Below are 24,816 nucleotides of genomic sequence, written 5' to 3' on the forward strand. Positions count from 1 at the left end.
GGATGGACCGGCTCAACCCCCGAACCATGGCCGGCCATCAACTCAACCACTTGCCACAAGCAGAAGGAGGGGAGTGTGCGACGCACACAACTGCGCATCGCGCTTCTCGCGCTACCCGTCGTCCTGGTGGGCGGCGTCCTCATGGCGCCCGCGGGCGCGGAACCCGCAACGCCGGCGTCCACGCACGACGCCGGGCCGTCGAACGCAGACAACCCGGAGCTGGTACGCATCCAGCTGACCGGCGCTGACATGCTGGACGAGGTCGTCGCCGCCGGCTTCGACATCGAGCACGGCCTCAAGCGCGTGCCGAACGGCATCGAAGGCGAGGCGGTGGTGACCGCCGAGCAGGTCGCCGAACTCGAAGCGATGGGCGTCGAGATCCTCGGCGACGACGAGAGTTTCGCCTGGAGCGACGAGGCCGACGGCGGCATCGAAGCTCTCGGCGCGCAGGCTGCCCAGTCGTTCAGCCACGAGCAGACGGTACGGATCGCCCGCGCCGACTGGTTCACCACCAAGGGCCAGGGATTCCTCTACGTCGAGGCTCGGACCACCTCGGGGCAGCAGACGAACCCGATCGTCACGATGCAACTCGAGAACGACCTGGGCGCGGGTACCTCGTTCGGCTCCACTCGGACGATGAGCCGGTTCGTCGACTCCGGGCAGTACATGTTCCACCGGAACCTGTTCAAGCTCGACACCCGTCCGAACCAGATCCGGGTCACCAGCTCGACCGGCGGCGTCGCCACCGGCTTCGTCTCCAACTGGCTTGAGGACGCCGCGCCGCCGCTGACCGCGAACCCGGCCTACAAGTGGGACTTCGTCGACGGCTACAAGCACCCGCAGCAGCTCTACAGCCGCGCCGAGGAGATCGCCCGCCAGTACCCGGGCATCGCCCAGATCGTCTACCTGCCGTACGAGACGAACGGCTACCAGCGTAAGGCGCAGGCCACCATCGGCGGCACCGGGCAGGCCGCGGTCGTGGTCAGCTCGGCGGCGTGGGGCCACGAGGGTGGCAACGACATCACCGTCGAGTTCGTGAACCGGCCGGGGGCGGACCTCCCGCTCGCGGTCGAGGTCAACGGCACCGCCGTTCGGGTCCTGCTCGCGAAGAACGCCTCCGGCGCGCTCGCGAGCACCGCGGCGCAGGTCGCGGCGGCACTCAAGACGCAGTCCGGCGGCCTGATCGACCGCGCACACCCGTACCGCACCAACGCGGGTACCGGCGTCGTCCAGGCATCGGCGCCCGTGGCGCTGACCGACTTCCTCGACCAGAAGCGCGTGGGCGCGCCGGACGGTGAGGTGCCGCGCGGCCCGGCCACGATCCCGGTCCTGCGGATCGGTAAGCACCGCGACGGCCGGAACCCGGGTGTGCTGATCCAGGCGCAGGACCACGCCCGCGAGTGGGTGCCGGCGACGACCACGCTGGAGACGGCCGAGCGTCTGGTGCACAACTACAAGTCCGACAAGGAGACGAAGAAGATCGTCGACAACACCGACATCTTCCTCGTCCTGTCCAACAACCCCGACGGGGCGAACTACAGCTTCTACAACTTCGCCTCGCAGCGCCGGAACCTGACGAACCACTGCGCGGACGACAACGCCGATCCGGCCCGGCGCAACTCCTGGGGCGTCGACCTGAACCGCAACTACCGGGTCGGGTCGGGCCACGACGGCTACTCGGGTGGCTCGACCAGCTGCATCAGCGACACCTTCCAGGGGCCGGAGAAGTTGTCCGAGCCTGAGTCGAAGAACATCGTCTGGCTGGTCGAGAAGTACCGGAACATCAAGTTCATGATGTCGGTGCACTCCAACGGCGGCCAGCTGTTCTGGCAGCCCGGCGCCTACATCGCGAACGGGCGGATCACCACGCCGCGTCCGCCGCTGCGGGACGAGTTGTTCTACTGGCAGTCGGCCGCCCGGATCCTGTCGCAGGTCAAGGCGCACCGGGAGACCGTCGTCACGCCGGAGAACGTCGGCGGCTCCTCGGACGTCCTCTACTCCTCGGCGGGCAACGTGCGCGAGGACATGTACCACACCTACGGGATCTACGCCTTCGGCTGGGAGGTCGGCGGGTCGATCTACAACCCGGCCACCGGCAACTGGCAGGGTGGCTCGTTCCAGCCGGCCTGGGTCGGCAACCCCGAGCTCGTCAGCGGCCACGCCGAGACGATGGAGTACGCCAACGGGATCATGGAGATGTTCCGAATCGCGGCGGAGTGGGGCAAGGACAACAAGAAGCCGACGTCCCAGCTGGTGCCGGGCGGTGGGAAGTACTCCGGGCCGGTCGACGTGCGCTTCGAGTCGAGCGAGCCGGCCACCATCTACTACACGACGGACGGTAGCCGGCCCACGTTCGACTCGCCGCGCTACGCGGCGACCGAGTTCCGGGAGCCGGGCCAGGTGTTCCACGTGACCGAGACGACGACGTTCCACTGGTTCTCGGTCGACACGGCGGGCAACATCGAGCAGAACTACGACCCGTCGAAGAACGACACCCGCAACAACTACCGGAAGGCGACGATCACGATCGCCAAGTAGTCCGGTAATCCGATGACCGTTGCCTCGTCAGTGCCGGGTTCCGCCCACACTGGCGGGGCAACGGTCGCGGATGCCCGACCCGGTGGGTGCGATGGCCCGCGCCGAAGCAGGAACGGTGGCTGACGCCTGTTCGCCGCCGGCCGTGCTCAAGATCGCGTCCGGCGGGGTCCCGGCAATAGGATGCGTTCATGGAGGGAATCAGTCGTCTGTTCCGGCTGGCCGCTGACCACGCAGCCGCCTTCCGGCGGTCTCTGCCGGACCGGCCCGTCGGCACGCCGATCGACCCGGGCGTGTTGGCCGAGGCGTTCGGCGGCCCGTTGGCCTCCTCGCCCACCCCACCAGAGCAGGTGCTCGCGGACCTGGTCCGGTCAGCCGAGCCCGGCCTGGTCGCGAACGCCGGGCCGCGATACTTCGGGTTCGTGGTTGGCGGCGCATTGCCGGCGGCAACCGCGGCTGACATGCTCGCCGCCGGTTGGGACCAGATCGGGCACAACGCCGTCACGTCGCCGGCTGCCATCGCCGCGGAGGCCGCCGCTGGCAGCTGGCTGAAGGAACTGCTGGGGATCCCAGCCTCGGCATCGGTCGGTTTCGTCACCGGCTGCCAGGCGGCCAACACCGTCGGGCTCGCCGCCGCCCGGCACCAGGTGCTGGCGGAGGCGGGTTGGGACGTGGAACGGCGGGGGCTGCTCGGTGCGCCGCCGATCCGGGTGATCGGCGGAGACGAACGGCATGCGACCATCGACCGGTCGCTACGGCTGCTCGGCCTGGGGACCGACGTGGTGGAACCGGTGCCCGCCGGGCCGAACGGCGCCATCGACCTCGGGGCGCTGCGGGACGTGCTGCGAGCCGGCAGCGCCGGCCCCACCATCGTGTGCCTTCAAGCCGGCAACGTGAACACGGGTGCCTGCGATCAGCTGCGGGAGGCGTGCGAACTGGTCCACCGGCACGGTGGGTGGGCGCATGTGGACGGAGCATTCGGTCTGTGGGCGGCGGCCAGCCCCGCCACCCGGCACCTGGTGGACGGAGTGGAGCTGGCGGACTCGTGGGCCTGTGACGGCCACAAATGGCTGAACCTTCCATACGACTCGGCCTTCGCGTTCTGTTCCCGGCCCGACGTGCACGGGGCGGCGATGTCCTACGCTGCCGCGTACCTGGTCGGCTCGGGCGGCGCACCGGTGGGGTCCGACCTGACTGCCGAGTCGTCCCGCCGGGCCCGTGGGTTCGCCGCCTGGGCCGGGTTGCGGGAGCTGGGCCGCGACGGGGTGGCGGCGCTGGTGGACCGCTGCTGTGCGCTGGCCGGCCGGTTCGCCGACGGGCTGACCTCGGCCGGGTTCGAGGTGGTGAACGAGGTGGTTCTCAACCAGGTGCTGGTGGGCTTCGGTGACGACGCGCACACCGACCGGGTGGTGGCAGCGGTGCAGGCGGACGGCACCTGCTGGGTGGGCGGCACGACCTGGCGTGGACGTCGACTCATGCGGATCTCGGTGTCGAACGCCACCACGACCGAGGCGGACGTGGACCGGTCGGTCGCCGCGATCACCCGCCTCGCCGCCTGAGGCCAAACACGTTGGCCCGGCGTCACTGGTCGAAGAGCAGGGATGTCAGTCTGGCCGTACCCTGCCGCAGGGCGCTCGGGCCGGTGCCGGCTTCGACCAGCGCCCGCCGGCAGCCGTCGGCCTCCACGTAGACGAACCCGATGGGCAGGTGCAACACGGCGAAGCGGCTGGCCGGCGTGGGGCAGGCGGCGGCCGGGCCGGCGGCGGTCAGTTCCCGCTTGACCGCCGTCCACTTCCCGGCGGCGAGTTCGCCGCCCGACTGGAAATCGCCGGCGGGCTTTCCGCCACCCTGCTCGCTCTCGGGAACCTGATAGACGCAGACGCGTACGTCCGCGTCGTCGGCGGGCAGGACGCCTGGCGTGGTGTCCTGGCCACCGCCGAACTGGCCCGTGACCCACACCATGTCCGCCCACTGCTGGCTGCACCCGCTGGCGACGGCCTCGTCCGACTCGATTTCCCGCAGCACCCGGGTGGTGACCCGCTCGGCCGGCAGTTGGTCGTACGCGGTGCGGAACTCCTGGCGTGGCTTCCCGCAGACGTCGGTCGGCACCCCCGGGCGGACCCAACGGCCCTGCGCATCCAGCAGCGCCAACCAGGGTACGAACGGCAACTCCAGCGTGCAGGCGCTCTCCGTCGATTTCTGGTCCGGCAGCCGCAGGGACAGGACCAGCGCGGCCACGTCGTCGGCCCGCTCCTCCACCGCGACCAGATCCTCGCCGCCGTTGGGTCGCCGCTGCGGTACGACCCGGCAGACGACCGCCGCCACCGGCTGGAATCCCTCATCCAGCGACGGCAGCAAGAGCGCTTCCTGACTGCCGCTGAGGTAGACCTCCGTCTCCGACGTGGCGGCGCCGCACGATTCCCAGCTCGGGTGCACCTCGGGCGACCCGGAGGAACGTCGCGGCTCCGTCAAACCGTCGCCGGCCGGTGCGGTACCCGCGCAGCCGCCCACCGCCAACGCAAGGCCGACCACCACCGCCGCTGCCCGACCCCGCATGGCAAACCCCCAACATCGCCGGTCACGTCATTGGCTGAGACTACGGCCGGTCCTGTCGGGTTCCCTCGCGCAACTCGGCGGTCCCGCTACTGTCGGATCGTGCGTGACATCGAGACCGTGGCAGAGACGTTCCGCACGGCGCGTGGTTTCGACAGCTCGCCGCTGTACCGCCAGCTGCTCACGGTCGTCGCGAACGACGAGGCGTTGCTTGGACTGGCGGCCCGCACCCGGCATGGCCAGCAGCCGACGTTCGCGCTCTTCGGCGCCGTCCACTACCTGCTGTTGCGCGGCGCGCCCGACGCACTGGCCGAGTACTACCCGTCGGTCGTCGGTGACTCCGCGCGCCCGTTCGACCGCAACACCGGCCGCGCCTTCATGCGATTCTGCGACGCGTACTCGGCGCAGATCACGTCGATACTCGGCACGCGGCTGGTGCAGACCAACCACGTACAGCGCGCTGTGGTGCTACGGCTCGGTCTCGCGTTGCTGCGCCAGGTGACGTCGGCACCCGTCTGCGTGGTCGAGGTGGGCTGTAGCGCGGGCCTGAATCTGCGTGCCGACCGGTACGCCTTCACGGTGGGCAGCGCCGCCTTCGGCGACCCGACCTCACCGGTCCACATCCAGGTCGAGGTTCCGGACGCGGGCCTCCTGCCCGACCTGGACCAGCTGCCGGACGTTGCCGACGTGGTCGGCATCGACCTCGCCCCTCCCGACATCGCTGATGATGACGATCGGGCGTGGCTGCGCGCGCTGGTATGGCCGGAGAACTCGCACCAGGCGGCGCAGTTGCAAGCGGCGATGGAGGTCGTGGCGGCTGACCCGCCGCGGGTGCGGGGTGGCAATGCCATCGAGGTCGGCCCCAAGGTCGCGGCAACCCTCCCACCAGGGCTACCGCGACTCGTCGTACACACCGCCACCCGGATCCACGTGCCCGCTGAGGACCGCCCAGCCTTCGACGCCGCCGTCGCCTCCTTCGGGGTGCACGGTCCGATGCTGCATCTCGCGCTGGAGGACGATCAGCGCACCGCGCCCTCGGGTCGCCCCGGTGTCGGACTGACCGCGACCGACGCGGCGGGAAGTCGGACCATCGCCGTCGCCGACGGGCATCTGGCCTGGCTGGAACCACTTCCCGAGATGAACGACATGGTCACTGGGCGAGGAAGGCGGCCAGGCCGTCGAGGACGCGGGTGATGTCGGTGTCGTCGCTGTAGGGGGCCAGACCGAGCCGGAGCGCGTGCTCGTCGTCCAGACCGAGGCGGCGGAACGGCTCGTACGCGTAGAAGGATCCGGCGGGGGCGAGGACGTCACGGCCGAGGAGGAACTGGTAGGCGTCCCATGTCTTGCGGCCGGGCAGAGTGATCAGCAGGGTCGGGGTGCGGTCGGCGGCGCGGGAGTGGACCACGACGTCGGCGCCCAGCGCCGCGAGTCCGTCTTCGAGCCGGCGACGAAGGCGCGTCTCGTGCTCGTCGACGGCGTGCAGGGAGGTGCGCAGCCGCTCCCGCCGCGAGGTACCGCCGTCCGTGGTTCCGCCGGGCCCGGGGGCGATGCCGGCGAGGAAGTCGACGGCGGCGGTGGCGCCGGCGAGGGTCTCGTAGGGCAGGGTGCCCAGTTCGAAGCGTTCGGGGACGGCGTTGGTGGAGGGCAGCAGCTTGTCCGGCTGCAGGGTTTCGAGTAGGTCGGGGTCGGCGGCCAGGACGCCGCAGTGTGGGCCGAGGAACTTGTACGGGGAACAGACGTACAGGTCCGCGCCGAGGGCGGGGACGTCGACGAACTGGTGCGCGGTGTAGTGCACCCCGTCGACGTGGACAAGCGCGCCGACGGCGTGCGCGGCGTCGGCGATCGCCCGCAGCGCGGGCTTGGTGCCGAGCAGGTTGGACGCGGCGGTGACGGCGACCAGCCGGGTCCGCTCGGTGACGGCGGCCTCGACGGAGGCGGGGGCGAGTTCGGCGGTGGCGGGATCGAGGTCGATCCAGCGTACGACCGCACCGGTGTGCTCGGCGGCGATCACCCAGGGCCGGATGTTGGCGTCGTGGTCGAGCCGGGTCACGACGACCTCGTCACCCGGGCGCCACTGCCGGGAGATCGCCCGGGAGAAGTCGAAGGTCAGTTGCGTGGCGCTGCGGCCGTGCACGATCCCACGGGCGGGAACGCCGAGCAGGTCGGCGTAGGCCTGCCGGAACGCGGTGACCGCGGTGTCGGCGTTGGCCTCGGACACCGCGCCCGTGCCACGGTTGGACAGCGGGCTGGTGATCATGGCGGCGATCGCGTCGGCGACCGGCTGCGGCGTCTGCGTGCCGCCCGGACCGTCGAAGTGCGCAATGCCCGAGGCCAGGGACGGGAAGTGCGCCCTCAGCGCGGCGACGTCGAACCCGGCTGATGCGCTGGCGGCGGATGCGATGGAGGTCAAGTCGGTCTCCTGACGGTCGAGCCTGTGCGTATGCAACATAGTGCAGATCCTTGGCCGTGTGCAATATGCTGCATGTCGCGGCCGGGCTCCTGGTGGACGGGTCGCGTGCCACCAGGGCCGAGTGCGGAGGTGCCGATGGAGAGCAGGGCCGGCTGGAGCGACCCGTTCGTTGAGCGGGTCGGCCAGGAGGTGCGCCGGCGCCGTCAGGCGGCCGGCATGACGATGCAGCAACTGGCCGACGCCTCCGGGGTGAGCGTGCGGATGCTCAGCCACATCGAGCTCGGCGAGGCCAACCCCAGCCTGGTCACCGTCGCGAAGGTCGCCCACGCCCTCGGCACCGACTTCGCATCCCTGGCCCGGCAGACCCGGCCCGGCACGCTGGTGGTCGACGCCCCCGGCACCGCTACCGGCATCTGGTCCTCCACGGCCGGGAGTCACGCGGTGCTGTCCGCCGCGAGCACGCTGCGCCCCTCCGCCGCCCTGTGGGACTGGACCCTCGTACCCGGGGATTCCTACCAGGCCGAGCCGGACCCACCCGGCAGCGAAGAGTTGTTCCTGGTCATCAGCGGCGTGCTGACCCTGATCGCCGACGGCCACGACGACACCGTCCTCGACGCCGGTGCGTCGGCGCGGCTGGCCACCGACCGTGGATACGGCTACCGCAACGACGGCAGTAAGCCGGTCCGCTTCGTCCGCGTCGCCCACGTCACCGCCTAGGTCGAGGCGGACCCTGCGCGTCGCGGCCAGCCTCAAGAGTTGGTCAAGTCCCGGTCCACGACGCCCGTCGATGACGATGCATGTGCATACGCTCACTCCCGGCCCAGCCGTCACACACCACCGTGGACTCACACGGTGGTTGCGGGTTTTGGAGGCAAGGACATGACTCATTCCCGGAGAGCCCTGGGATGCGTGCTGCTAGCCACACTGCTGGCGGGCACCGGCCCTGGTTCGATCGCCAACGCGCAGGCAAGCACCAACGATCAGTCGTTGGGCATTCAGTCCGGCGTGTCGCTGCCGCCGCACGCGAAGGGCAACCCGCCGCCGTGGTCGGGCAAGGCGTTCCGCCAGGGCGTCGTGGCGGTGGCCAACCCGTACGCCGCCGAAGCCGGCGCGCAGATACTCGAGAGCGGCGGCAACGCGATCGACTCCGCGGTGGCGATCGCGTACGCCCTGAACGTGGTCGAGCCGCAATCGGCCGGCATCGGTGGCGGCGGCTTCATGATGATCCATCTGGCCGCGACCGGTGAGACCGTCGCCATCGACTCGCGGGAACGCGCCCCGGCCGCGGCGACGCCGGACATGTTCGTGGGCGTGCCGAACGCCTCGCTCCAGGGCGTGGCCGTCGGCGTACCGGGGATGGTGCGCGGTACCGAGATGGCGCTGGAGCGTTACGGCAAGCTGTCGCTCGCCCGTACGCTACAGCCGGCCATCAAGCTGGCCGACAACGGCTTCGCCGCGACCCCGCGGTACTCGGAGGCCAGTTGCAGCAGCCGCGCGCGCAACTCGCCGGAGGCCGAGGCGTACTTCTGCCCGGGCGGCGTGGCGCCGGTGGTCGGCTCGCTGGTGCAGAACAAGCCCCTTGCCGAGACGTTTCGCCTGATCGCCGCCAACGGTGCCGACTGCTTCTACCGGTACCTGCCGGAGCAGGGCTGCGACATCGCCAAGGGCATTGTCGAGGGTCAGAAGTTCAACCGGCCGCAGGCGCCGAACGGCAAGGGCGGCAGCATGACCCACGCCGATCTTGAGAACTACCAGGCGACGCTGCGGGTGCCGACGGAAACCACGTATCGCGGACACAAGATCAGGTTGATGTCGTCTCCGTCGTCGGGCGGCTTGACCGTGACCCAGATGCTGAAGATGCTCGAGCGCCTGCCGATCGGGGATGAGCGTCAGGGCTTCGGCTTCGGGTCACCGAAGACGGTGAACGTGATGGTCGACGCGATGCGGCTCGCGTTCGCCGACCGGTCGATCTGGATGGGCGACAGCGACTTCGTGGCGGTGCCGGGCAAGGGGCTGCTGCACCCGGATTACGTCGCGCTCCGAGGGGCCGCGATCGTGGCGGGCGAGCGGATCACGCCGAACCCGTCTCCGGGTGACCCGCGCCCGTTCCAGGACCCGGAGGTCGAGGCCGGCCCGCTGGTGCCGACGGCCGAACCGGTCACCGGGCCGGGCGAGACGACCACGCACTTCTCGGTCATCGACAAGTGGGGCAACATGGTGTCCTACACCAACACCATCGAGTCTGGGCACGGGATCGGTGTCTTCGCGGGCTACCCCGGCACCGGCGGGTCGTTCCGCAACTTCGGCTTCCTGCTGAACAACGAACTGACCGACTTCAACCTCACGCCGACCATCAATCCGTACACCGGCGAGCCCGGCTACAACGACGTGCAGCCGAACAAGCGGCCGCGCAGCAGCATGACGCCGACGATGATCCTCACGCCCGACGGCCGGCCGCTGGTCGCCTTCGGCTCGCCCGGCGGTGCCACGATCATCAACTCGGTGTTCAACGTCGCCCTCAATCTCATCGACCACAAGATGACGATCCAGGATGCGATCGACGCGCCCCGCGTCTCGGTGACCGGCACCGCAAGTTCGGTGTCGTTGGAGAACGGCTTCCCGGACCAGACCGTCAGCGGGCTGCGTGCGCTGGGCTACACCGTGAGCACCGGCGCCGACATCGGCTCGGTGCAGGCGGTGGTGGTCGATCCCAAGACCGGCAAGCAGTACGGCGGCGCCGACTCGCGGCGGGAAGGAACGGTGATCGGCCTGCCCAGGCCGCGGTCGTCCTGACCAGCTCAGGGGGAGCGACGCGGAACCCCTGTCTGGAGTGGTCTTTGCTGAAGACCGACTTCAGGCAGGGGTTCCGCGTCGGAGTGCTCTTGACACTGCGCGTCCATCGCGGACAAGATTCATCGTTGTGAACGTTAACATTCTCGAAAGAGGAATGTCATGTCACCGCTGCCCCGCGCGCGCCGACGACCACCGTCCACCCCCACTCCACCCCGCTCAGCCACTCGTCTACTCGTCGCCGGCACGCTGCTGGCGCTGGTAGCCGGACTCCTGCCCGGCACGGCCACGGCCGCCCCGGCCGATGTCACCGACGGCCTGCTGGTCCGCTACGACCTGACCCAGACGACCGGCAGCACGGCGATCGACAGCTCCGGCCACGGCAACCACGGCACCGTCAACGGCGGCGGCACGTGGACCGGCCGGCACGGCCTCCAACTCGACGGCGTCGACGACCACGTGAAGCTGCCGAACAACCTGATGACCGGGTTGTCGTCCATCACCGTCTCGGTCGACGTCTACGTCGACGCCACGCAGCAGACCCCGTACTTCATCTGGGGTCTGGGCAACTCGGCAACCTCCTCGGCGGGGACCGGCTACCTGTTCACCAGCGGTGACGCGTTCCGCGCCGGGATCACCACGACCAACTGGTCCGGCGAGCGGGTGACCAGCAAGGGCGCGAACCTGGCCCGCGGCGTGTGGAAGTCCGTCACCTACACCCAGACCGGCACCACCGGCACCCTCTACGAGGACGGCGTCCAGGTCGCCCGCAACACCGCCGTCACCGTGCTGCCCGGCGCGGTCGGCAACGGCACGACGACCAACAACAACCTCGGCAGGTCGAACTACGCCAGCGACCGGTTCCTCAAGGGCAAGGTGCTGAACTTCCGGATCTACGACCGGGCGCTCAGCCCCGAAGAGGTGGCGACGATCGCGTTGCCGGACAGCACGCGGGTGGCCGCCGACACCGCCGCCCTCGACCTCGGCGACCTGTCCGGGGTGACCGGCAACCTGACCCTGCCCACCGTCGGCGCGTACGGCTCCACCATCGCCTGGTCCTCCAGCGATCCGGCGACCATCAGCCCGACCGGCGCGGTGACCCGCCCCGCCGCGTCCACCGGCCCGGCCCAGGTGACCTTGACGGCCCGGCTCACCCGAGGCGCCGCGAGCGACACCCGGACGTTCACCGCCACCGTGCTGCCCAACGAGTCGGATCAGAGCCGGGCCGAAGCGGCGGCGGCCGCACTCGCCCTGGTCCACACCGGCGACGTGCGCGGCAACCTCACCATGCCCCGCAGCGGCCTGCACGGGGCCACCGTCGCCTGGCGGTCCAGCCAGCCCGCGATCGTCGCCCCGGACGGTGTCGTGCACCGGCCGGCACCCGGTGCCGGCGATGCGCGCGTGACGGTGACCGCCACCGTCACCGTCGGCACGGCGACCGCCGAGCGGGCCATCGCACTGACCGTCCGCCAACTGCCCGCCGCCGAGCCGTACGCCGGCTACGCGTTCAGCTACTTCACCGGGAACTCGATCGCCGGGGAGAAGATCTACTTCGCGGCCAGTCGCGGCAACAACGCCCTGCGCTGGACCGAGGTCAACGGCGGCCAGCCCAGACTGGAGTCGAACCACGGCACCCTGGGGCTGCGTGACCCGTTCCTCATCCGGTCCCCGGAGGGCGACCGCTTCTATCTGATCGCCACCGACCTCTCCATCGGTCGTAACGGCAACTGGGATGTCGCCCAGCGTCAGGGCAGCCGGTACCTGGAGGTCTGGGAGTCGACCGACCTGGTGACCTGGTCCGAGCAGCGACACGTCCTGGTCTCGCCGCCGACCGCCGGCAACACCTGGGCGCCGGAGGCGTACTGGGACGATGCCCGCGGCGAGTACCTCGTGTTCTGGGCCTCGAAGCTGTACGCCGCCGACGACCCGAACCACACCGGCAACACGTACAACCGGATGCTGGCCGCCACCACCCGCGACTTCGTCACCTTCAGCGAACCGACGATCTGGCAGGACCCGGGCGGGTCGCGCATCGACTCGACGGTCATCAAGGCCGGCGACACCTACCACCGCTTCACCAAGGACGAGGGCGGCGGCGGCACCGGCTGCTCGGACATCATCCAGGAGAAGTCCACCTCGCTGACCGCCGTCGACCTGCCGGGCAGGCCCGCCTGGTCCCCGGTCGACGCGTGCATCGGCCGCAAGGCCGGCACCTCCGCCGTCGAGGGACCGACCGTGTTCAAGGCGAACCCGGGCGACACCTCAGGCTCGGCGTACTACCTGTTCGTCGACGAGTACGGCGGACGCGGCTACATCCCGCTCGGCACCGACGACCTCGACAATCCGAACTGGCGCGTGCCGGCGGCGTACGACCTGCCCGCCAGTCCCCGTCACGGCACCGTCATCCCGGTCACCCAGCGGGAACTCGACGCCCTGCTCGACGCGCCGCCTCCGGTGAAGCGCACCGAACAGGGCCTGGTCGCCCACTACCCGCTCAACCAGAGCACGGGCACCACGGTCACCGACGACTCCGGCAACGGCTACCACGCGACGCTGTCCGGGGACGCCAACTGGAGCGACAGCTCGCTGTCCCTCGGCGGCGGCAACGGCCACGTCCGGCTGCCCGACAACATGATGTCCGGGCTCAACGAGATCACCGTCTCCCTGGACGTGAACATCGCCGCGGACCAGGCCACGCCGTACTTCATCTGGGGGTTGGGGAACACCGACGCCGGCGGGGCGGGCAACGGCTACCTCTTCACCACCGGGAACAACTACCGGACCTCGATCAGCCTGCGGAACTGGACCGGTGAGGAGACCGCCGGCAGCGCCAGCGCAGTGCCGCGCGCAGTCTGGAAGACCCTGACCTACACGCTGGACGCCACCGGCACCGCCCGGATCTACCTGGACGGCATTCGGGTGGCCGAGAGGACCGGCGTGGTCAACCGCCCCGGCGACATCGGCAACGGCCGCACCACGGCCAACTACATCGGCCGCTCCCTATACACCGCCGACCGGTACCTCAAGGGCCGAGTCCGGGACTTCTCGATCTACAGCCGGGCGCTCACCGACGCCGAGGTGGCCGGGCTCGGCGCCAACGGGACCAGCGTCACCGGCGTGCAGCTCGACAGCCTCAAGGTGGCCGCCCTGATCGACTCGGCGACCAGCACCATCACCCTCCCGGTCAAGCCGGGCACCGACCTGCGCAACCTCGACCCGGCCTACCAGGTCGCGCCGACCTCCACCAGCACGCCGGCCGGTCCACGGGACTACTCGTCGCCGGTCAAGCTGACCGTCACCAGCCAGTCCGGTACGACCCGCGAATGGACCGTACGGGCCGTCGAGATGCGCTCCCCGGTCCTGCCCGGATTCAACGCCGACCCGAACATCGTGCGGTTCGGCGAGACCTACTACATCTACGCCACCACCGACGGCCACCCGAACTGGGGCAGCTCGACCTTCAAGGTGTGGTCGAGCCGGAATCTGGTCGACTGGACCGAGCACGGCACGATCCTGGATCTCGGGCCGGACGTCTCCTGGGCCGACACCAACGCGTGGGCCCCAGCGGCCATCGAGAAGAACGGGAAGTACTACTTCTACTTCTCCGCCGCGCAGAACATCGGGGTCGCCGTGTCCGACTCGCCGCTCGGGCCGTTCGTCGACCCGCTCGGCAAGCCGCTGGTGGACAAGGCCGACTACAACGGGGCACAGCAGATCGACCCCGCGGTCTTCACCGACGACGACGGCACCAGCTACCTCTACTGGGGCAACGGCAACGCCTACGCCGTGCCGCTCAACGACGACATGATCTCCTACGACGTGGCCAGACGGGTGCGGTTCACCAACCTCACCGGCTTCCGCGAGGGCCTCTTCATGAACAAGCGGAACGGAAGCTACTACCTGTCCTGGTCCATCGACGACACCCGAAGCGAGAACTACCGGGTCGGCTACGGCGTCGGCACCAGCCCGCTGGGACCGTTCACCAACCGGGGCGAGATCCTCACGAAGGACCCCAGCCAGGGCATCCTCGGCACCGGGCACCACTCCATCCTCCAGGTCCCCGGCACCGATGACTGGTACATCGCCTACCACCGCTTCGCGATCCCGGGCGGCGACGGCACCCATCGGGAAACCACCATCGACCGGCTGCACTTCAACGCGGACGGCACGATCCGGCCGGTGATCCCTACGTTGACCAGCGTCGCGCCGCTGCGCTACGAAGGCGGCCAGCCACCGGCCACCGTCTCCAACCCGGGCGCGGACGGTTGGCACGGCATCGGCGCGGCCTTGAACCTCACCGCCGGGCCGGCGGTGCGGCTGGTCGAGTACCAGATCGACGGGGGCGGCTGGTTCCCGTACCGGGAACCGGTCACGCTGCCGGCCGGCACCCACCGCATCGACTACCGGGCGCAGGGCGTCAACCTCTGGTGGAGCGACCCCTGGTCGCTGACGGTCAAGGTCGACCTGGTCGCGCCGACCGTCGACGCGACCCTGACCGACCGGACCGTCACCATCAGCAGCAGTGACACCGACTCCGGGGTGGCCCGGACCGAGTACCGCGTGGACGGTGGCCCGTGGCAGCCCTACCTGTCGCCCCTGGACCGGGACGCCGCGGCACACACCATCCACTACCGCGCCACCGACGTCGCGGGCAACACCAGCGCCGAGGGCGTCCTTCAGGTGCCGGCGCTGGCACCGGCGCCCGTCGCCAAGGACCGCCCCGAGATCGACGGAGCGGCCAAGATCGGCAAGGTTCTCTCGGCCACCACCGGGGAATGGAACCAGCGTGGCCTCACCTTCGAATACCAGTGGCTGCGTGACGGCGTACCGATCGCCGGTGCGACCGGACGGCAATACGCGCCCCAGGTCGCCGACGTGGGCCACCGCCTGTCCGTGCAGGTGACGGCGACCCGTCCGAACACCGTCCCGGGCGTCGCCCGGTCGAAGGAAACCCAGCCGATCAAGGCTGCCCAGTAGTCCCTGGATCGAAAGACGGCGGGGTGCTCGGCCACCACGGCCGGGCACCCCGCCTTCAGTCACCGAGCGGATCCCAGTGGTTGCCGTAGCGCAGCAGCGATTGGGCGAGGTCGGGGTGAGTGGCCGCCCATCGGGTGTCGAACAGGAACCACTGCTGGTATCCGAACGACTCGCTACAGTGCATGCTGACCTGAACGAGATGCTCGCCGACCTCGATGTGCGACGCGTCGGGGCGCCGGCCGTCGACGTACTGGCCGGTCGTCAGCAGCTCCATGGCGTGACGGTGGGCGGTGTCGTGGTCGTCGGGCAGGTTCGGCCACGGCTCGGCGTTGAGATTGAACCCGGGCCAGCGGTTGCAGCGCTCCAAGGCCGGCCCGATGGCGTCTTCACCCGGCGCGACAAGTGCCCGAAGGACCAGCAGCTCCGGTGGCCACTCCGCACCGGTTCCGGGGCTCGCGGTGCGGAGCTGTCCGGCCAGCTCCCGCAGCCCGACCCCCGGGAACACCAGCGGCTGGGTGCAGGCGAGGCTTTCGCCGTCGTAGAAGGTGAGGAACACCGCGTACGTGCTGACGTCACCGTCACCGGCTCCGGGCGCGACGACCGTCACCGGCACCTCGGCGGCGAACGGGGTCAGGCCACTCTCCCCACCGGGCAGCGGCCAGGACTGGAACAGGTATGCCAACCGGCCGGCGGCGCTCGCGACCACCTCGTCGTCGAGGAAGAAGTAGGCCAGCTCGACCTCGTCGTCGTCGGTCCGTACCCGGAGGCTGTGCTCGTCGAGCCGGATCGAGTCCTCGTCGCCCTCGACGTACAGGTGCTCGTGCAGGAGTTCGCGCAGCTCGCTGGTTGTTGCCGGCCGGGGCAGGCCATGCTCGCGCGCCGCCTCGAAGATCGAATCGAGGCCGTAGACGTCATCGCCGAGTTCGTTCTCGACCCACGACTCGGGATCGTCGCAGTCCCAGCCCCGCCGGAACCAGTCCAGCACTGTCTCGTCGGGCAGTCGCCGGACCCGCTTGCTCAACCGGCCCTCGTAGTGCGAGCGATACACGAAATGCACGGCACGACGGTACGGCACCGATGATCACGGCGTGAGTTGGCGTCCAGCGAGAGCGTGGTGGTGGCGCGGCCGGTCCATCCGGGGGTATTGCGTCACCTATCGCGCTTCTGCGTGATGATCAACTCCGTACACCATTTGCGGGTTGATTCCCAATTGGTCCCCAGTGGATTTCGAACCTGTTGAGGGAAAGTGATTGTCCTCACGGCCAGCATGCCTTGCTGGTGTGGACGGAGGCACCGTTGATCTCCCTATGCTGGGCTGCGGATGATCGTCCGGCTCCCCGATGCCAGCGGCCAGGGCAGCAGGTGGTGGGCCATGGGCGGGGTTGAGCAAGTCGGGGGAGAGAGTAGCGAACGATGACCGCTTCCACACGGATCTGGGATGGCATGTCCATTCCCGCCCCCGGTAGCTACGAGCTTGACGCGGCCCACAAGCGAATCGGGTTCGTCGCCCGACACATGATGGTGAGCCCGGTTCGAGGCGAATTCCGGGAAGCGAGCGCGCACATCCTCGTCGCCGAGGATCCGCTCCAGTCATCGATCGCGGTGACCATTGCGGCGGGCAGTCTCGACACGGCGAACGCCGATCGGGACACCCACCTGCGCAGCGCCGATTTCCTCGACGTGGAAGAGTTTCCGACCCTGGAGTACCGCAGCACCGGGATCGCGTTGCTGGAGAAGACCGATCCGATCTTCTTCTGGGCGAAGCTGAAGAACCACCGGCTCGGCCGGCGGGCGGAGTCGGCGGAGCCGTCTCCGGAGGCGAACCCGGTGACCGCGCGTTTCGTGCTCACCGGTGAGTTGACCGTCAAGGGGGTCACCCGTACGGTCGACCTCCAGGTCGAGTTCGGCGGCGCCCGACGCGATCCGTACGGACAGGACATCTTCGGGTTCAGCGCGACGGCGGAGATCGACCGGGAGGACTACGGTCTGGTCTGGAACGTGGCGCTGGAGAGCGGTGGCGTCCTGGTCGGCAAGAACGTGCGCATCGAGATCGCCGGCGAGGCGATCCGGCAGGGGTAGCCAGGGCCGATGACGCGGAGGTGTTTCCAGCCCACGTCGTCGGGAGCCGAAGCATCCCTCCACGGCGTGCGGGCCGGGCCCGTTGCGGGGCATGGATAGACTTCGTTGTCGCGGGCGACCGGCGAAGCATCCGGTGGTGAGGAGGACCCGGTGACACCTCAACCGTGTACGGACCGCCGGCTCCAGCACCTGTCCGTGGACCTCAGCGACGCGCCCGGCGGGGATGGCGGGATGACGGGTTACACGCTGTGTTCGGCTCCGGAGCGTCCGGTCTCGGGCGATGATCAGTCGGCGATCGACACTGCGTACGACCTGCATCTCACTGGCGAGTGGGTCGACATCGCCGCGTTGCCGCCGTGTGCGGAGTGCCTGCGGGTGGCGGAGTTGCTGGCCGACCCCGACACGGCGCCGCCGCTGCATCGGAGTCCCCGGCCGGGCTTCGACTCCAGGTCCACCGGTGACGGGATTCGGGGCCTCCTGGAGACTCACATCGCCACCGGCACCACGCTCGGCCAGCGCGCCGCCGTGCATCTGCTGACCTTCACCACGGTTCCGGACCAGCCGGGCTTCGCTGACTTCGTGGAGCGCTTCAGTCTGGTGTGGGGCGCGGATGGCACCGTGGAGATGGGGCAGGTCACCGATTGGGCGGCAGTGGTCGGCTTCGCGGCGGCCGCCGACGTGCCGGACCGTGACCGGCAGATGATCGCCGTGGCCGCGAGCCTCGCCGGTGGGCCGCCGGTCGGCCTCGAAGCCGCCGTCAGCTTCGTCGATGATCCGGCGGCGGCCCGGCGGGTGATCGAGGCGATCGCGATCGCCACGGGTCACGGCGACCGGTGGGAGGTCACTGAGCGGCCGGCCCCAGCGCATAGGTAGCCGCCTCGCCAGCGGTCTTAACGTGGCGTTCACGGCGTCTTCCCGCCGCGACGGATCCATTGATCGCAATGTCTGCGACAATCTGCCTGTCCCTGCCATGTCCTCAGTCGGGCTTCCCCCACCCGCCGTGGCAGGCGACAGTCAGGAGTCGTCGAGTTGGCTCGCGCAGGCAAGGCCTCCCTCGTCACGGTGGTCGCCCTCGTCCTTTCCGTCCTCGTGGTCCCGACACCGGCCCACGCCACCCCACCCAACATCCCCGCGTACAGCACGGCGCTGAGCCGGCTCAACTCGCTGACCGTCGCGGCCGAATCCCACCAGTCCAGCTACAACCGTGACCTGTTCCCGCACTGGATCACCATCACCGGCACCTGCAACACCCGGGAACAGGTCCTCAAGCGCGACGGCACCAACGTCGTCGTCGACGCCAGCTGCTACCCGACCTCCGGGTCCTGGTACAGCCCGTATGACGGCGTGACCCGCACCAACCCCTCCGAGATCAGCATCGACCACGTGGTCCCGCTCGCCGAAGCCTGGCGGTCCGGGGCCTGGGCCTGGACCACCGCGCGACGCCAGACCTACGCCAACGACCTCGGCGGCCCCGAACTGTGGGCGGTCACCGGCAGCATCAACTCGTCCAAGGGCGACAAGGACCCGGCCGCCTGGAAGCCCCCGCGCGCCGCGTTCCACTGCACCTACGCCCGGGCCTGGATCCAGGTGAAGTGGTACTACGGCCTCACCGTGGACAGCGCCGAGAAGTCGGCCCTCAACACCATGCTCGGCACCTGCTGACCAGCCAACCTCGTCCCTGACACTCGGCAATGCACCACAATGGACATGGGCGTACCGCGACCCGGCGGTCCGCCCATGTCCATGCATACGCGTATACCTGCACGATCAAAAGGAAGGCAGTCGCCTCCTTCTCGCAGTAGGTGGGGGCAGGCCACCACTGTGGACGAGGCCATCGGCCTGTTGGAGCGGCTGGGCAGCACGGCGCGACTGGTCGCCGGCGGGCACAGCCCGCTGCCGATGATGAAGCTGCGGCTGGCCAACTTCGACTATCTGATCGACATCAACGATCTGCACGGGGAGCTGGGCTACATCCGCCCGGGGCGCGATCATCCCCGCTCGGTCGTGCTGCCGCCAGCCCGCCTCGACCTCGCCTTAGGAATCCCACCGCCCGGTTCGGCGTTTCCTCCTGTGTACGGCACGAGGCAGGACCCGAGCCGAGGAGATACAGACATGAAGGTACGTACCTCGCTGCGGTCACTGAAGCAGAAGCCGGGTTCGGTGGTGGTTCGCCGGCGCGGCCGGGTGGTCGTGGTGAACCGCGCCAACCCGCAGTGGAAGAGCCGCCAGGGCTGAGTTCAGCGCGAAACACGATCGGCGCAGTCGCTCCGCGACTGCGCCGATCGTTCGCCATGTCCCTGTCCCGGCACGGGAGAGCGCTCTCTCGGATGTCGGGAGAACCCTTGACGGGCCGGTAACCCAGGCGCAACGATGCACTTGGATGTCTCATGGCTCGCGGCGGCGACGGCGCGTTGGGCGAGACGCAACCATCCACGGCACCACCACCTCCTGCACAGGCGTGATCGGCGCACGCTCCCACCACACCGTGGAAAGGACCTACCGTGCGCAGATCCCTGAGATCGTGGCTCGGCGCCGTGCTGAGCGCGGTCCTCGTGGCCGGCGGCATGGTGGCCGCGTCACCCGCGGCCAGCGCCGCACCGTTCAACGTGCTGGTGTTCAGCAAGACGGCCGGCTTCCGGCACGGCTCCATCGGCCCCGGCATCGCCGCCATCCAGCAGCTCGGCGCCGCCAACGGGTTCACCGTCGAGACCACCGAGGACTCGGCCCAGTTCACCGACGCCAACCTGGCCCGGTTCGCCGCGGTGATCTGGCTGTCCACCACCGGCGACGTACTCAACGCCACCCAGCAGGCCGCGTTTGAGCGCTACATCCGGGGCGGCGGAGGGTACGTGGGCGTGCACGCCGCCGCCGACACCGAGTACGAGTGGCCCTGGTACGGCGGGCTGGTCGGGGCGTACTTCGCCTCGCACCCGGCCGACCAGACCGCCACCATCAAGGTCGCCGACCAGGTGCACCCCTCCACCGCGACGCTGCCGCAGCGATGGACCCGGTTGGACGAGTGGTACAACTACCGCACCAACCCACGGGGCAAGGTGCACGTGCTGGCCACCCTGGACGAGAGCACCTACAGCGGCGGGAGCATGGGGTACGACCACCCGATCTCCTGGTGCCACAACTACTCCGGGGGCCGGGCCTGGTACACCGGCCTCGGCCACACCGACGCGTCGTACGCCGAGCCGAACTTCCGCCAGCACCTGCTCGGCGGCATCCTCGGCGCGGCCGGCGCGGTCGCCACCGAGTGCGGCGGGACGGTCGACACCAACTTCCAGCAGGTGGAGCTGGCCAAGGGCGTCGCCGAGACCGGCGAACCGATGAGCCTCACCGTGCTGCCGAACCGGGGTGTGCTGCACACCGCGCGCAACGGCGTCATCCGGTACACCGACGCGGCCGGCAACACCAAGGTCGCCGCCACCCTGCCGGTCTACACCGGCGACGAGGAGGGCCTACAGGGGATCAAGGTCGATCCGAACTTCGCCACCAACCGCTGGGTGTACGTGTTCTACGCGCCACCGCTGGACACTCCCGGTGGCGGCGCGCCGGCCACCGGCACCCCGGCGGACTTCGCCCGCTGGCAGGGCGTCAACCGGCTGTCCCGGTTCACCGTCAACGCGGACCACACCATCAACCTGGCCAGCGAGACGCTGGTCCTGGACGTGCCCACCGATCGGGGCATGTGCTGCCACGTCGGCGGTGACCTCGACTTCGACGCGGCCGGCAACCTGTACCTGTCCACCGGGGACGACACCAACCCGTTCGACTCCGCCGGGTTCACGCCGATCGACGAGCGGCCCGGCCGCAACCCGGCCTTCGACGCCCAGCGCACCTCGGCCAACAGCAACGACCTGCGCGGCAAGGTGCTCCGGATCAGGCCGAGCACGGCCGGCGGCTACACCATCCCGGCCGGCAACATGTTCGCCCCGGGCACCGCGCGGACCCGCCCGGAGATCTACGCGATGGGCTTCCGCAACCCGTTCCGGATGAGCGTGGACCGGGCCACCGGCATCGTCTACCTCGGTGACTACGGCCCGGACGCGGGCACCGCCGACCCGAACCGGGGGCCGGCGGGCAACGTGGAGTTCGCCCGCATCGACCGGCCCGGCTTCTACGGCTGGCCGTACTGCACCGCCCGCAACGACGCCTACAACGACTACACCTTCCCGTCCGGGCCGTCCGGACCGAAGTTCGACTGTGCGGGCGGACCGGTGAACAACTCGCCCAACAACACCGGCATCACCCAGCTGCCGCCGGCCATCCCCGCCTGGCTGCCGTACGGCGGATCCGGCTCCCCACCAGAGTTCACGGGAGGCGGACTGTCCCCGATGGGCGGCCCGGTCTACCGCTACGACCCGAACAACACCTCCGCCGTGGCATTCCCGAAGTACTTCGACGGGACCTACTTCGCCGGCGAGTTCGGCCGCCGCTGGATCAAGAACATCAAGCTCGACTCGGCCGGCCAACCATTCAAGATCAACCCGTTCCCGTGGACCGGCACGCAGGTCATGGACATGGAGTTCGGTCCGGACGGCGCCCTCTACGTGCTCGACTACGGCACCGGCTGGTTCAACGGCGACGCCAACTCGGCGCTGTACCGCATCGAGTACGCCCGCGACGGCCGGGCGCCGATCGCGGTGGTCTCGGCCACCCCCACCAGCGGCATCGCACCGCTGACCGTGCAGTTCTCCTCGGCCGGCACGCTCGACCCGGACGGTGACCCGATCACCTACGCCTGGGACTTCGACAACAACGGCACCACCGACTCGACGGCGCCGAACCCCAGCCACACCTACACCACCAACGGGGTACGCAATCCCACCCTGACCGTGCGGGACAGCACCGGCAAGACCGCGACCGCGAGCACCGTCATCACGGTCGGCAACAGCGCCCCGGTGGTCACCGTGACCGCCCCGGCGAACGGGCGGACGTTCAACTTCGGCGACGCCGTGCCGTTCACCGTCACCGTCACCGACGCCCAGGACGGCACGATCGACTGCGCCCGGGTGAAGGTCAGCTACGTCCTCGGCCACGACTCGCACGGCCACCAGATCAGCAGCACGCAGGGCTGCACCGGGGTCATCCAGACCTCGGCCGACGGCGAGCACGACACCGCGGCGAACATCTTCGGCATCATCGACGCGTCCTACACCGACCTGGGCGGGGGCGGCCAACCGCCGTTGACCACGCACGCCCAGGCGGTGCTGCAACCCCGTACCCGCCAGGCCGAGCACTTCGGCGACTCCTCCGGCATCCAGGTCACCACGCCGGGCAGCGCGCACGGCGGTGCGGCCGTCGGCTACATCGACAACAACGACTGGATCTCGTTCCATCCGTACAACCTGACCGGCATCCAGTCGTTCAGCGCCCGGGTGGGCGCTCCGGCCGGGGCCGGCGGCACGCTGGAACTGCGGGTGGACTCGCCCACCGGTCCGCTGGTCGGCTCGGCCACCGTGGTACCCACCGGCGGGTACGCCACCTTCGCCACGGTCACCGGCGCGGTCACCGCCCCGACCGGCACCCGCACCCTGTTCCTCGTCTTCAAGGGCGGCGGCGGAATGTACGACCTCGACGAGTTCACCCTCTCCACCAGCCCCGGCGGTCCGGGGCCCGATCCCGACCCCGAGCCGGGCACCAACCTGGCGCGGGGCAAACCGGCCCGTGCCTCCAGCGTCGAGGGTGCCTTCGTCGCCGCCAACGCGTTCGACGGCGTGCTCAGCACCCGCTGGAGCAGCGCGTTCAGTGACCCGCAGTGGATCGACGTGGACCTGGGCGCCACGTACGCCATCAACCGGATCAAGCTGACCTGGGAGGCGGCATACGGCACCGGGTACCAGATCCAGACCTCACCGGACGGGGTCAACTTCACCACGATCCGGACGGTGACCGGCGGCGACGGCGGCGTGGACGACCTGACCGGCCTGACCGGCACCGGCCGCTACGTCCGGCTCACCGGCACCGCCCGGGGCACCGGCTGGGGCTACTCGCTGTTCGAGTTCGAGGTGTACGGCGGCACCGGCGGTCCGACCGGCCCGCCGGGCGGCAACCTGCTGTTGAACAAGCCGACGCTGACGTCCAGCGTCGAGGGGGTCGGCATGGCCGGCGCCCAGGCGGTGGACGGCAGCCTCACCACCCGCTGGTCCAGCGAGTTCTCGGATCCGCAGTGGATCCGGGTGGACCTCGGCAGCCCGACCGCGATCGGCCGGGTCAAGCTGACCTGGGAGGCGGCCTACAGCAGCTCGTACCTCATCCAGACCTCGAACGACGGCACCACCTGGACGACCGTGCGGACGGTGACCGGCGCCGACGGCGGCGTCGACGAGCACACCGGGCTCGGCGCCAACGGCCGCTACCTGCGGATCTACGGCACCGCCCGGGGTACGGCGTGGGGCCACTCGCTCTGGGAGTTGGAGGCGTACGCGAGCTGAACCGGCACCGATGACGTGGCCGGCACGGGTTCTCCCGTGCCGGCCACGGCCGTTCTGCGGTAGCGGCGACGTGGCGCCGCTCAGGAGAAGTGCGTCTTCGGTCGAGGTAGGCGCTCACCGTCGACGATCAGGTCGACCTTCTCGTTGTAGAAGGCGATCAACCCGGCGATCGGCAGCAGCGTCCCGGTGGGGAAGACGTACGACCAGGCCAGGTCCGCGTGGACCGTGCCGTTGACGCGGATCGACCAGTAGTCGCTGGTCCGGCCCTTGTACGGGCAGGAGGTCGTGGTCGCCGACGGGACGAGGTGACGGAAGTCCACGTCGGTCCGGTTCAGGTAGTAGCGGGTCGGCAGCCCGGTCTCGAAGACCAGCACCGGTGCGGCCGAGTCGGCCAGCACCGTCCCGTCCAGCTCCACGCGTACCCGGCGGGTCGACCGTAGCGCGTCCACCCGGGCGTACGGGTTGCGTGGGTGGACGAAGACCTGCTCGTCCTCCTCGAACCAGGCGTCCATCGCGGCCCAGTCGAACCGGATCGTGTCGGCCAGCCCCGCCAGTGTGTCGTCGCCGTACCGGCGGGCACAGGTGGCCCGGGAGGTCTCGCCCACCCGCAGCCCGTGCAGCCGGGCGGTGCCGCGCCGCGACTGCTCCGTCTTCTCCTCGTCGACCAGGAAGTCGCCGTGCACGTCCTCGACCGGGACGTAGTACTGGGGGTAGAACGGCCACTCCCAGACGTACCGCGCCCGCGTGGTGTCCAGCACCCGCTCGCCGGCGAGGAAGGCGCGGATCCGGCGTGGCACCGGCTCGATGTGGTCGACCTGGGTGATCGCCTTGGGATAGTCCGCCACCGGTCCTCCTACGCTTGCTTTCCGGGTTGGTACCGGTTCAACGATCGGTGACCTCACGGTAGTACCCGATCATGTGCCCGGGGTCGGGGTTGCTCATCCGAAACCGCCGCGGAATCAGGCGGGACGGACGGAGGCAGACGGTCCATGATGAAGTCAGTACGGAACTGTCGGCCCGCGCGAACGGAGA

General features: G+C 69.8%; 15 protein-coding genes. 11 read left to right on the forward strand and 4 right to left on the reverse strand.

The features are described from left to right. Positions 1-75 precede the first annotated feature (75 nt). Together C1I95_RS01565 and C1I95_RS01570 are read left to right on the forward strand one after the other, a co-directional pair. Positions 76-2,538 carry a M14 family zinc carboxypeptidase gene (locus C1I95_RS01565; protein ID WP_146605611.1) on the forward strand — a complete coding sequence of 821 codons (2,463 nt, stop codon included), beginning with the start codon at positions 76-78 and terminating at the stop codon, positions 2,536-2,538. 188 nt (positions 2,539-2,726) lie between these two features. Then, a complete protein-coding gene (locus C1I95_RS01570; RefSeq protein ID WP_111211931.1) occupies positions 2,727-4,094 on the forward strand; it encodes a pyridoxal phosphate-dependent decarboxylase family protein in 1,368 nt (455 codons plus the stop codon). Between the two features lie 22 nt (positions 4,095-4,116). On the opposite strand, the gene C1I95_RS35080 is transcribed toward C1I95_RS01570, so the two are convergent. Further along, positions 4,117-5,091 carry a hypothetical protein gene (locus C1I95_RS35080; protein ID WP_158566244.1) on the reverse strand — a complete coding sequence of 325 codons (975 nt, stop codon included), beginning with the start codon at positions 5,089-5,091 and terminating at the stop codon, positions 4,117-4,119. 99 nt (positions 5,092-5,190) lie between these two features. Here C1I95_RS35080 and C1I95_RS35085 point away from each other — a divergent pair, with 99 nt between their 5' ends. Then, positions 5,191-6,282, forward strand: a complete 1,092-nt coding sequence (locus C1I95_RS35085) for a DUF2332 domain-containing protein (RefSeq protein WP_158566245.1) — start codon at positions 5,191-5,193, stop codon at positions 6,280-6,282. Here C1I95_RS35085 and C1I95_RS01580 read toward each other — a convergent pair. Beyond that, entirely contained in the window at positions 6,239-7,498 is a 1,260-nt protein-coding gene (locus C1I95_RS01580; protein WP_233513234.1) for a cysteine desulfurase-like protein, read from the reverse strand. The genes C1I95_RS35085 and C1I95_RS01580 overlap by 44 nt on opposite strands. A 135-nt stretch (positions 7,499-7,633) precedes the next feature. On the opposite strand from C1I95_RS01580, the gene C1I95_RS01585 reads away from it, so the two are divergent. The 3 genes from C1I95_RS01585 to C1I95_RS01595 all read left to right on the forward strand — a co-directional run bounded on the left by C1I95_RS01585 (position 7,634) and on the right by C1I95_RS01595 (position 15,265). After that, complete coding sequence (locus tag C1I95_RS01585; RefSeq protein WP_111211934.1) at positions 7,634-8,215, forward strand: helix-turn-helix domain-containing protein; 582 nt, start codon at positions 7,634-7,636, stop codon at positions 8,213-8,215. A gap of 192 nt (positions 8,216-8,407) precedes the next feature. Continuing rightward, positions 8,408-10,291 carry a gamma-glutamyltransferase gene (gene ggt, locus C1I95_RS01590; protein WP_158566246.1) on the forward strand — a complete coding sequence of 628 codons (1,884 nt, stop codon included), beginning with the start codon at positions 8,408-8,410 and terminating at the stop codon, positions 10,289-10,291. A 159-nt stretch (positions 10,292-10,450) separates the two neighbouring features. After that, complete coding sequence (locus C1I95_RS01595; RefSeq protein WP_111211936.1) at positions 10,451-15,265, forward strand: family 43 glycosylhydrolase; 4,815 nt, start codon at positions 10,451-10,453, stop codon at positions 15,263-15,265. A 55-nt stretch (positions 15,266-15,320) separates the two neighbouring features. On the opposite strand, the gene C1I95_RS01600 is transcribed toward C1I95_RS01595, so the two are convergent. After that, on the reverse strand, positions 15,321-16,322 hold the full coding sequence (locus tag C1I95_RS01600) for a hypothetical protein (RefSeq protein WP_111211937.1): 1,002 nt from the start codon (positions 16,320-16,322) through the stop codon (positions 15,321-15,323). Between the two features lie 356 nt (positions 16,323-16,678). Between C1I95_RS01600 and C1I95_RS01605 the strand changes: the two genes are divergently transcribed. The 5 genes from C1I95_RS01605 to C1I95_RS01635 all read left to right on the forward strand — a co-directional run bounded on the left by C1I95_RS01605 (position 16,679) and on the right by C1I95_RS01635 (position 23,784). After that, positions 16,679-17,344, forward strand: a complete 666-nt coding sequence (locus tag C1I95_RS01605) for a YceI family protein (RefSeq protein WP_111211938.1) — start codon at positions 16,679-16,681, stop codon at positions 17,342-17,344. 150 nt (positions 17,345-17,494) lie between these two features. Continuing rightward, positions 17,495-18,217 carry a hypothetical protein gene (locus tag C1I95_RS01610; RefSeq protein WP_111211939.1) on the forward strand — a complete coding sequence of 241 codons (723 nt, stop codon included), beginning with the start codon at positions 17,495-17,497 and terminating at the stop codon, positions 18,215-18,217. A gap of 156 nt (positions 18,218-18,373) precedes the next feature. After that, positions 18,374-19,006 carry an HNH endonuclease family protein gene (locus C1I95_RS01615; protein ID WP_111211940.1) on the forward strand — a complete coding sequence of 211 codons (633 nt, stop codon included), beginning with the start codon at positions 18,374-18,376 and terminating at the stop codon, positions 19,004-19,006. Positions 19,007-19,087: 81 nt separating this feature from the next. Then, positions 19,088-19,579: a 50S ribosomal protein L36 gene (locus C1I95_RS37265; protein WP_438941267.1), complete on the forward strand. Its 492-nt coding sequence runs from the start codon at positions 19,088-19,090 to the stop codon at positions 19,577-19,579. Between the two features lie 266 nt (positions 19,580-19,845). Then, positions 19,846-23,784 carry a ThuA domain-containing protein gene (locus C1I95_RS01635; protein WP_199523549.1) on the forward strand — a complete coding sequence of 1,313 codons (3,939 nt, stop codon included), beginning with the start codon at positions 19,846-19,848 and terminating at the stop codon, positions 23,782-23,784. An 80-nt stretch (positions 23,785-23,864) separates the two neighbouring features. On the opposite strand, the gene C1I95_RS01640 is transcribed toward C1I95_RS01635, so the two are convergent. Further along, entirely contained in the window at positions 23,865-24,629 is a 765-nt protein-coding gene (locus C1I95_RS01640; protein WP_111211941.1) for a DUF427 domain-containing protein, read from the reverse strand. Between the last annotated feature and the right edge of the window lie 187 nt (positions 24,630-24,816).

This window comes from Micromonospora craterilacus, from assembly GCF_003236315.1.
In the GTDB taxonomy this organism is placed as follows: domain Bacteria; phylum Actinomycetota; class Actinomycetes; order Mycobacteriales; family Micromonosporaceae; genus Micromonospora; species Micromonospora craterilacus.

Coding starts and splice junctions, on each gene's coding strand:
- C1I95_RS35080 (WP_158566244.1), bottom strand. CDS start 5,091: ATGCGGGGTCGGGCAGCGGCGGTGGTGGTCGGCCTTGCGTTGGCGGTG.
- C1I95_RS01585 (WP_111211934.1), top strand. CDS start 7,634: ATGGAGAGCAGGGCCGGCTGGAGCGACCCGTTCGTTGAGCGGGTCGGC.
- C1I95_RS01595 (WP_111211936.1), top strand. CDS start 10,451: ATGTCACCGCTGCCCCGCGCGCGCCGACGACCACCGTCCACCCCCACT.
- C1I95_RS01570 (WP_111211931.1), top strand. CDS start 2,727: ATGGAGGGAATCAGTCGTCTGTTCCGGCTGGCCGCTGACCACGCAGCC.
- C1I95_RS37265 (WP_438941267.1), top strand. CDS start 19,088: ATGCATACGCGTATACCTGCACGATCAAAAGGAAGGCAGTCGCCTCCT.
- C1I95_RS01605 (WP_111211938.1), top strand. CDS start 16,679: ATGACCGCTTCCACACGGATCTGGGATGGCATGTCCATTCCCGCCCCC.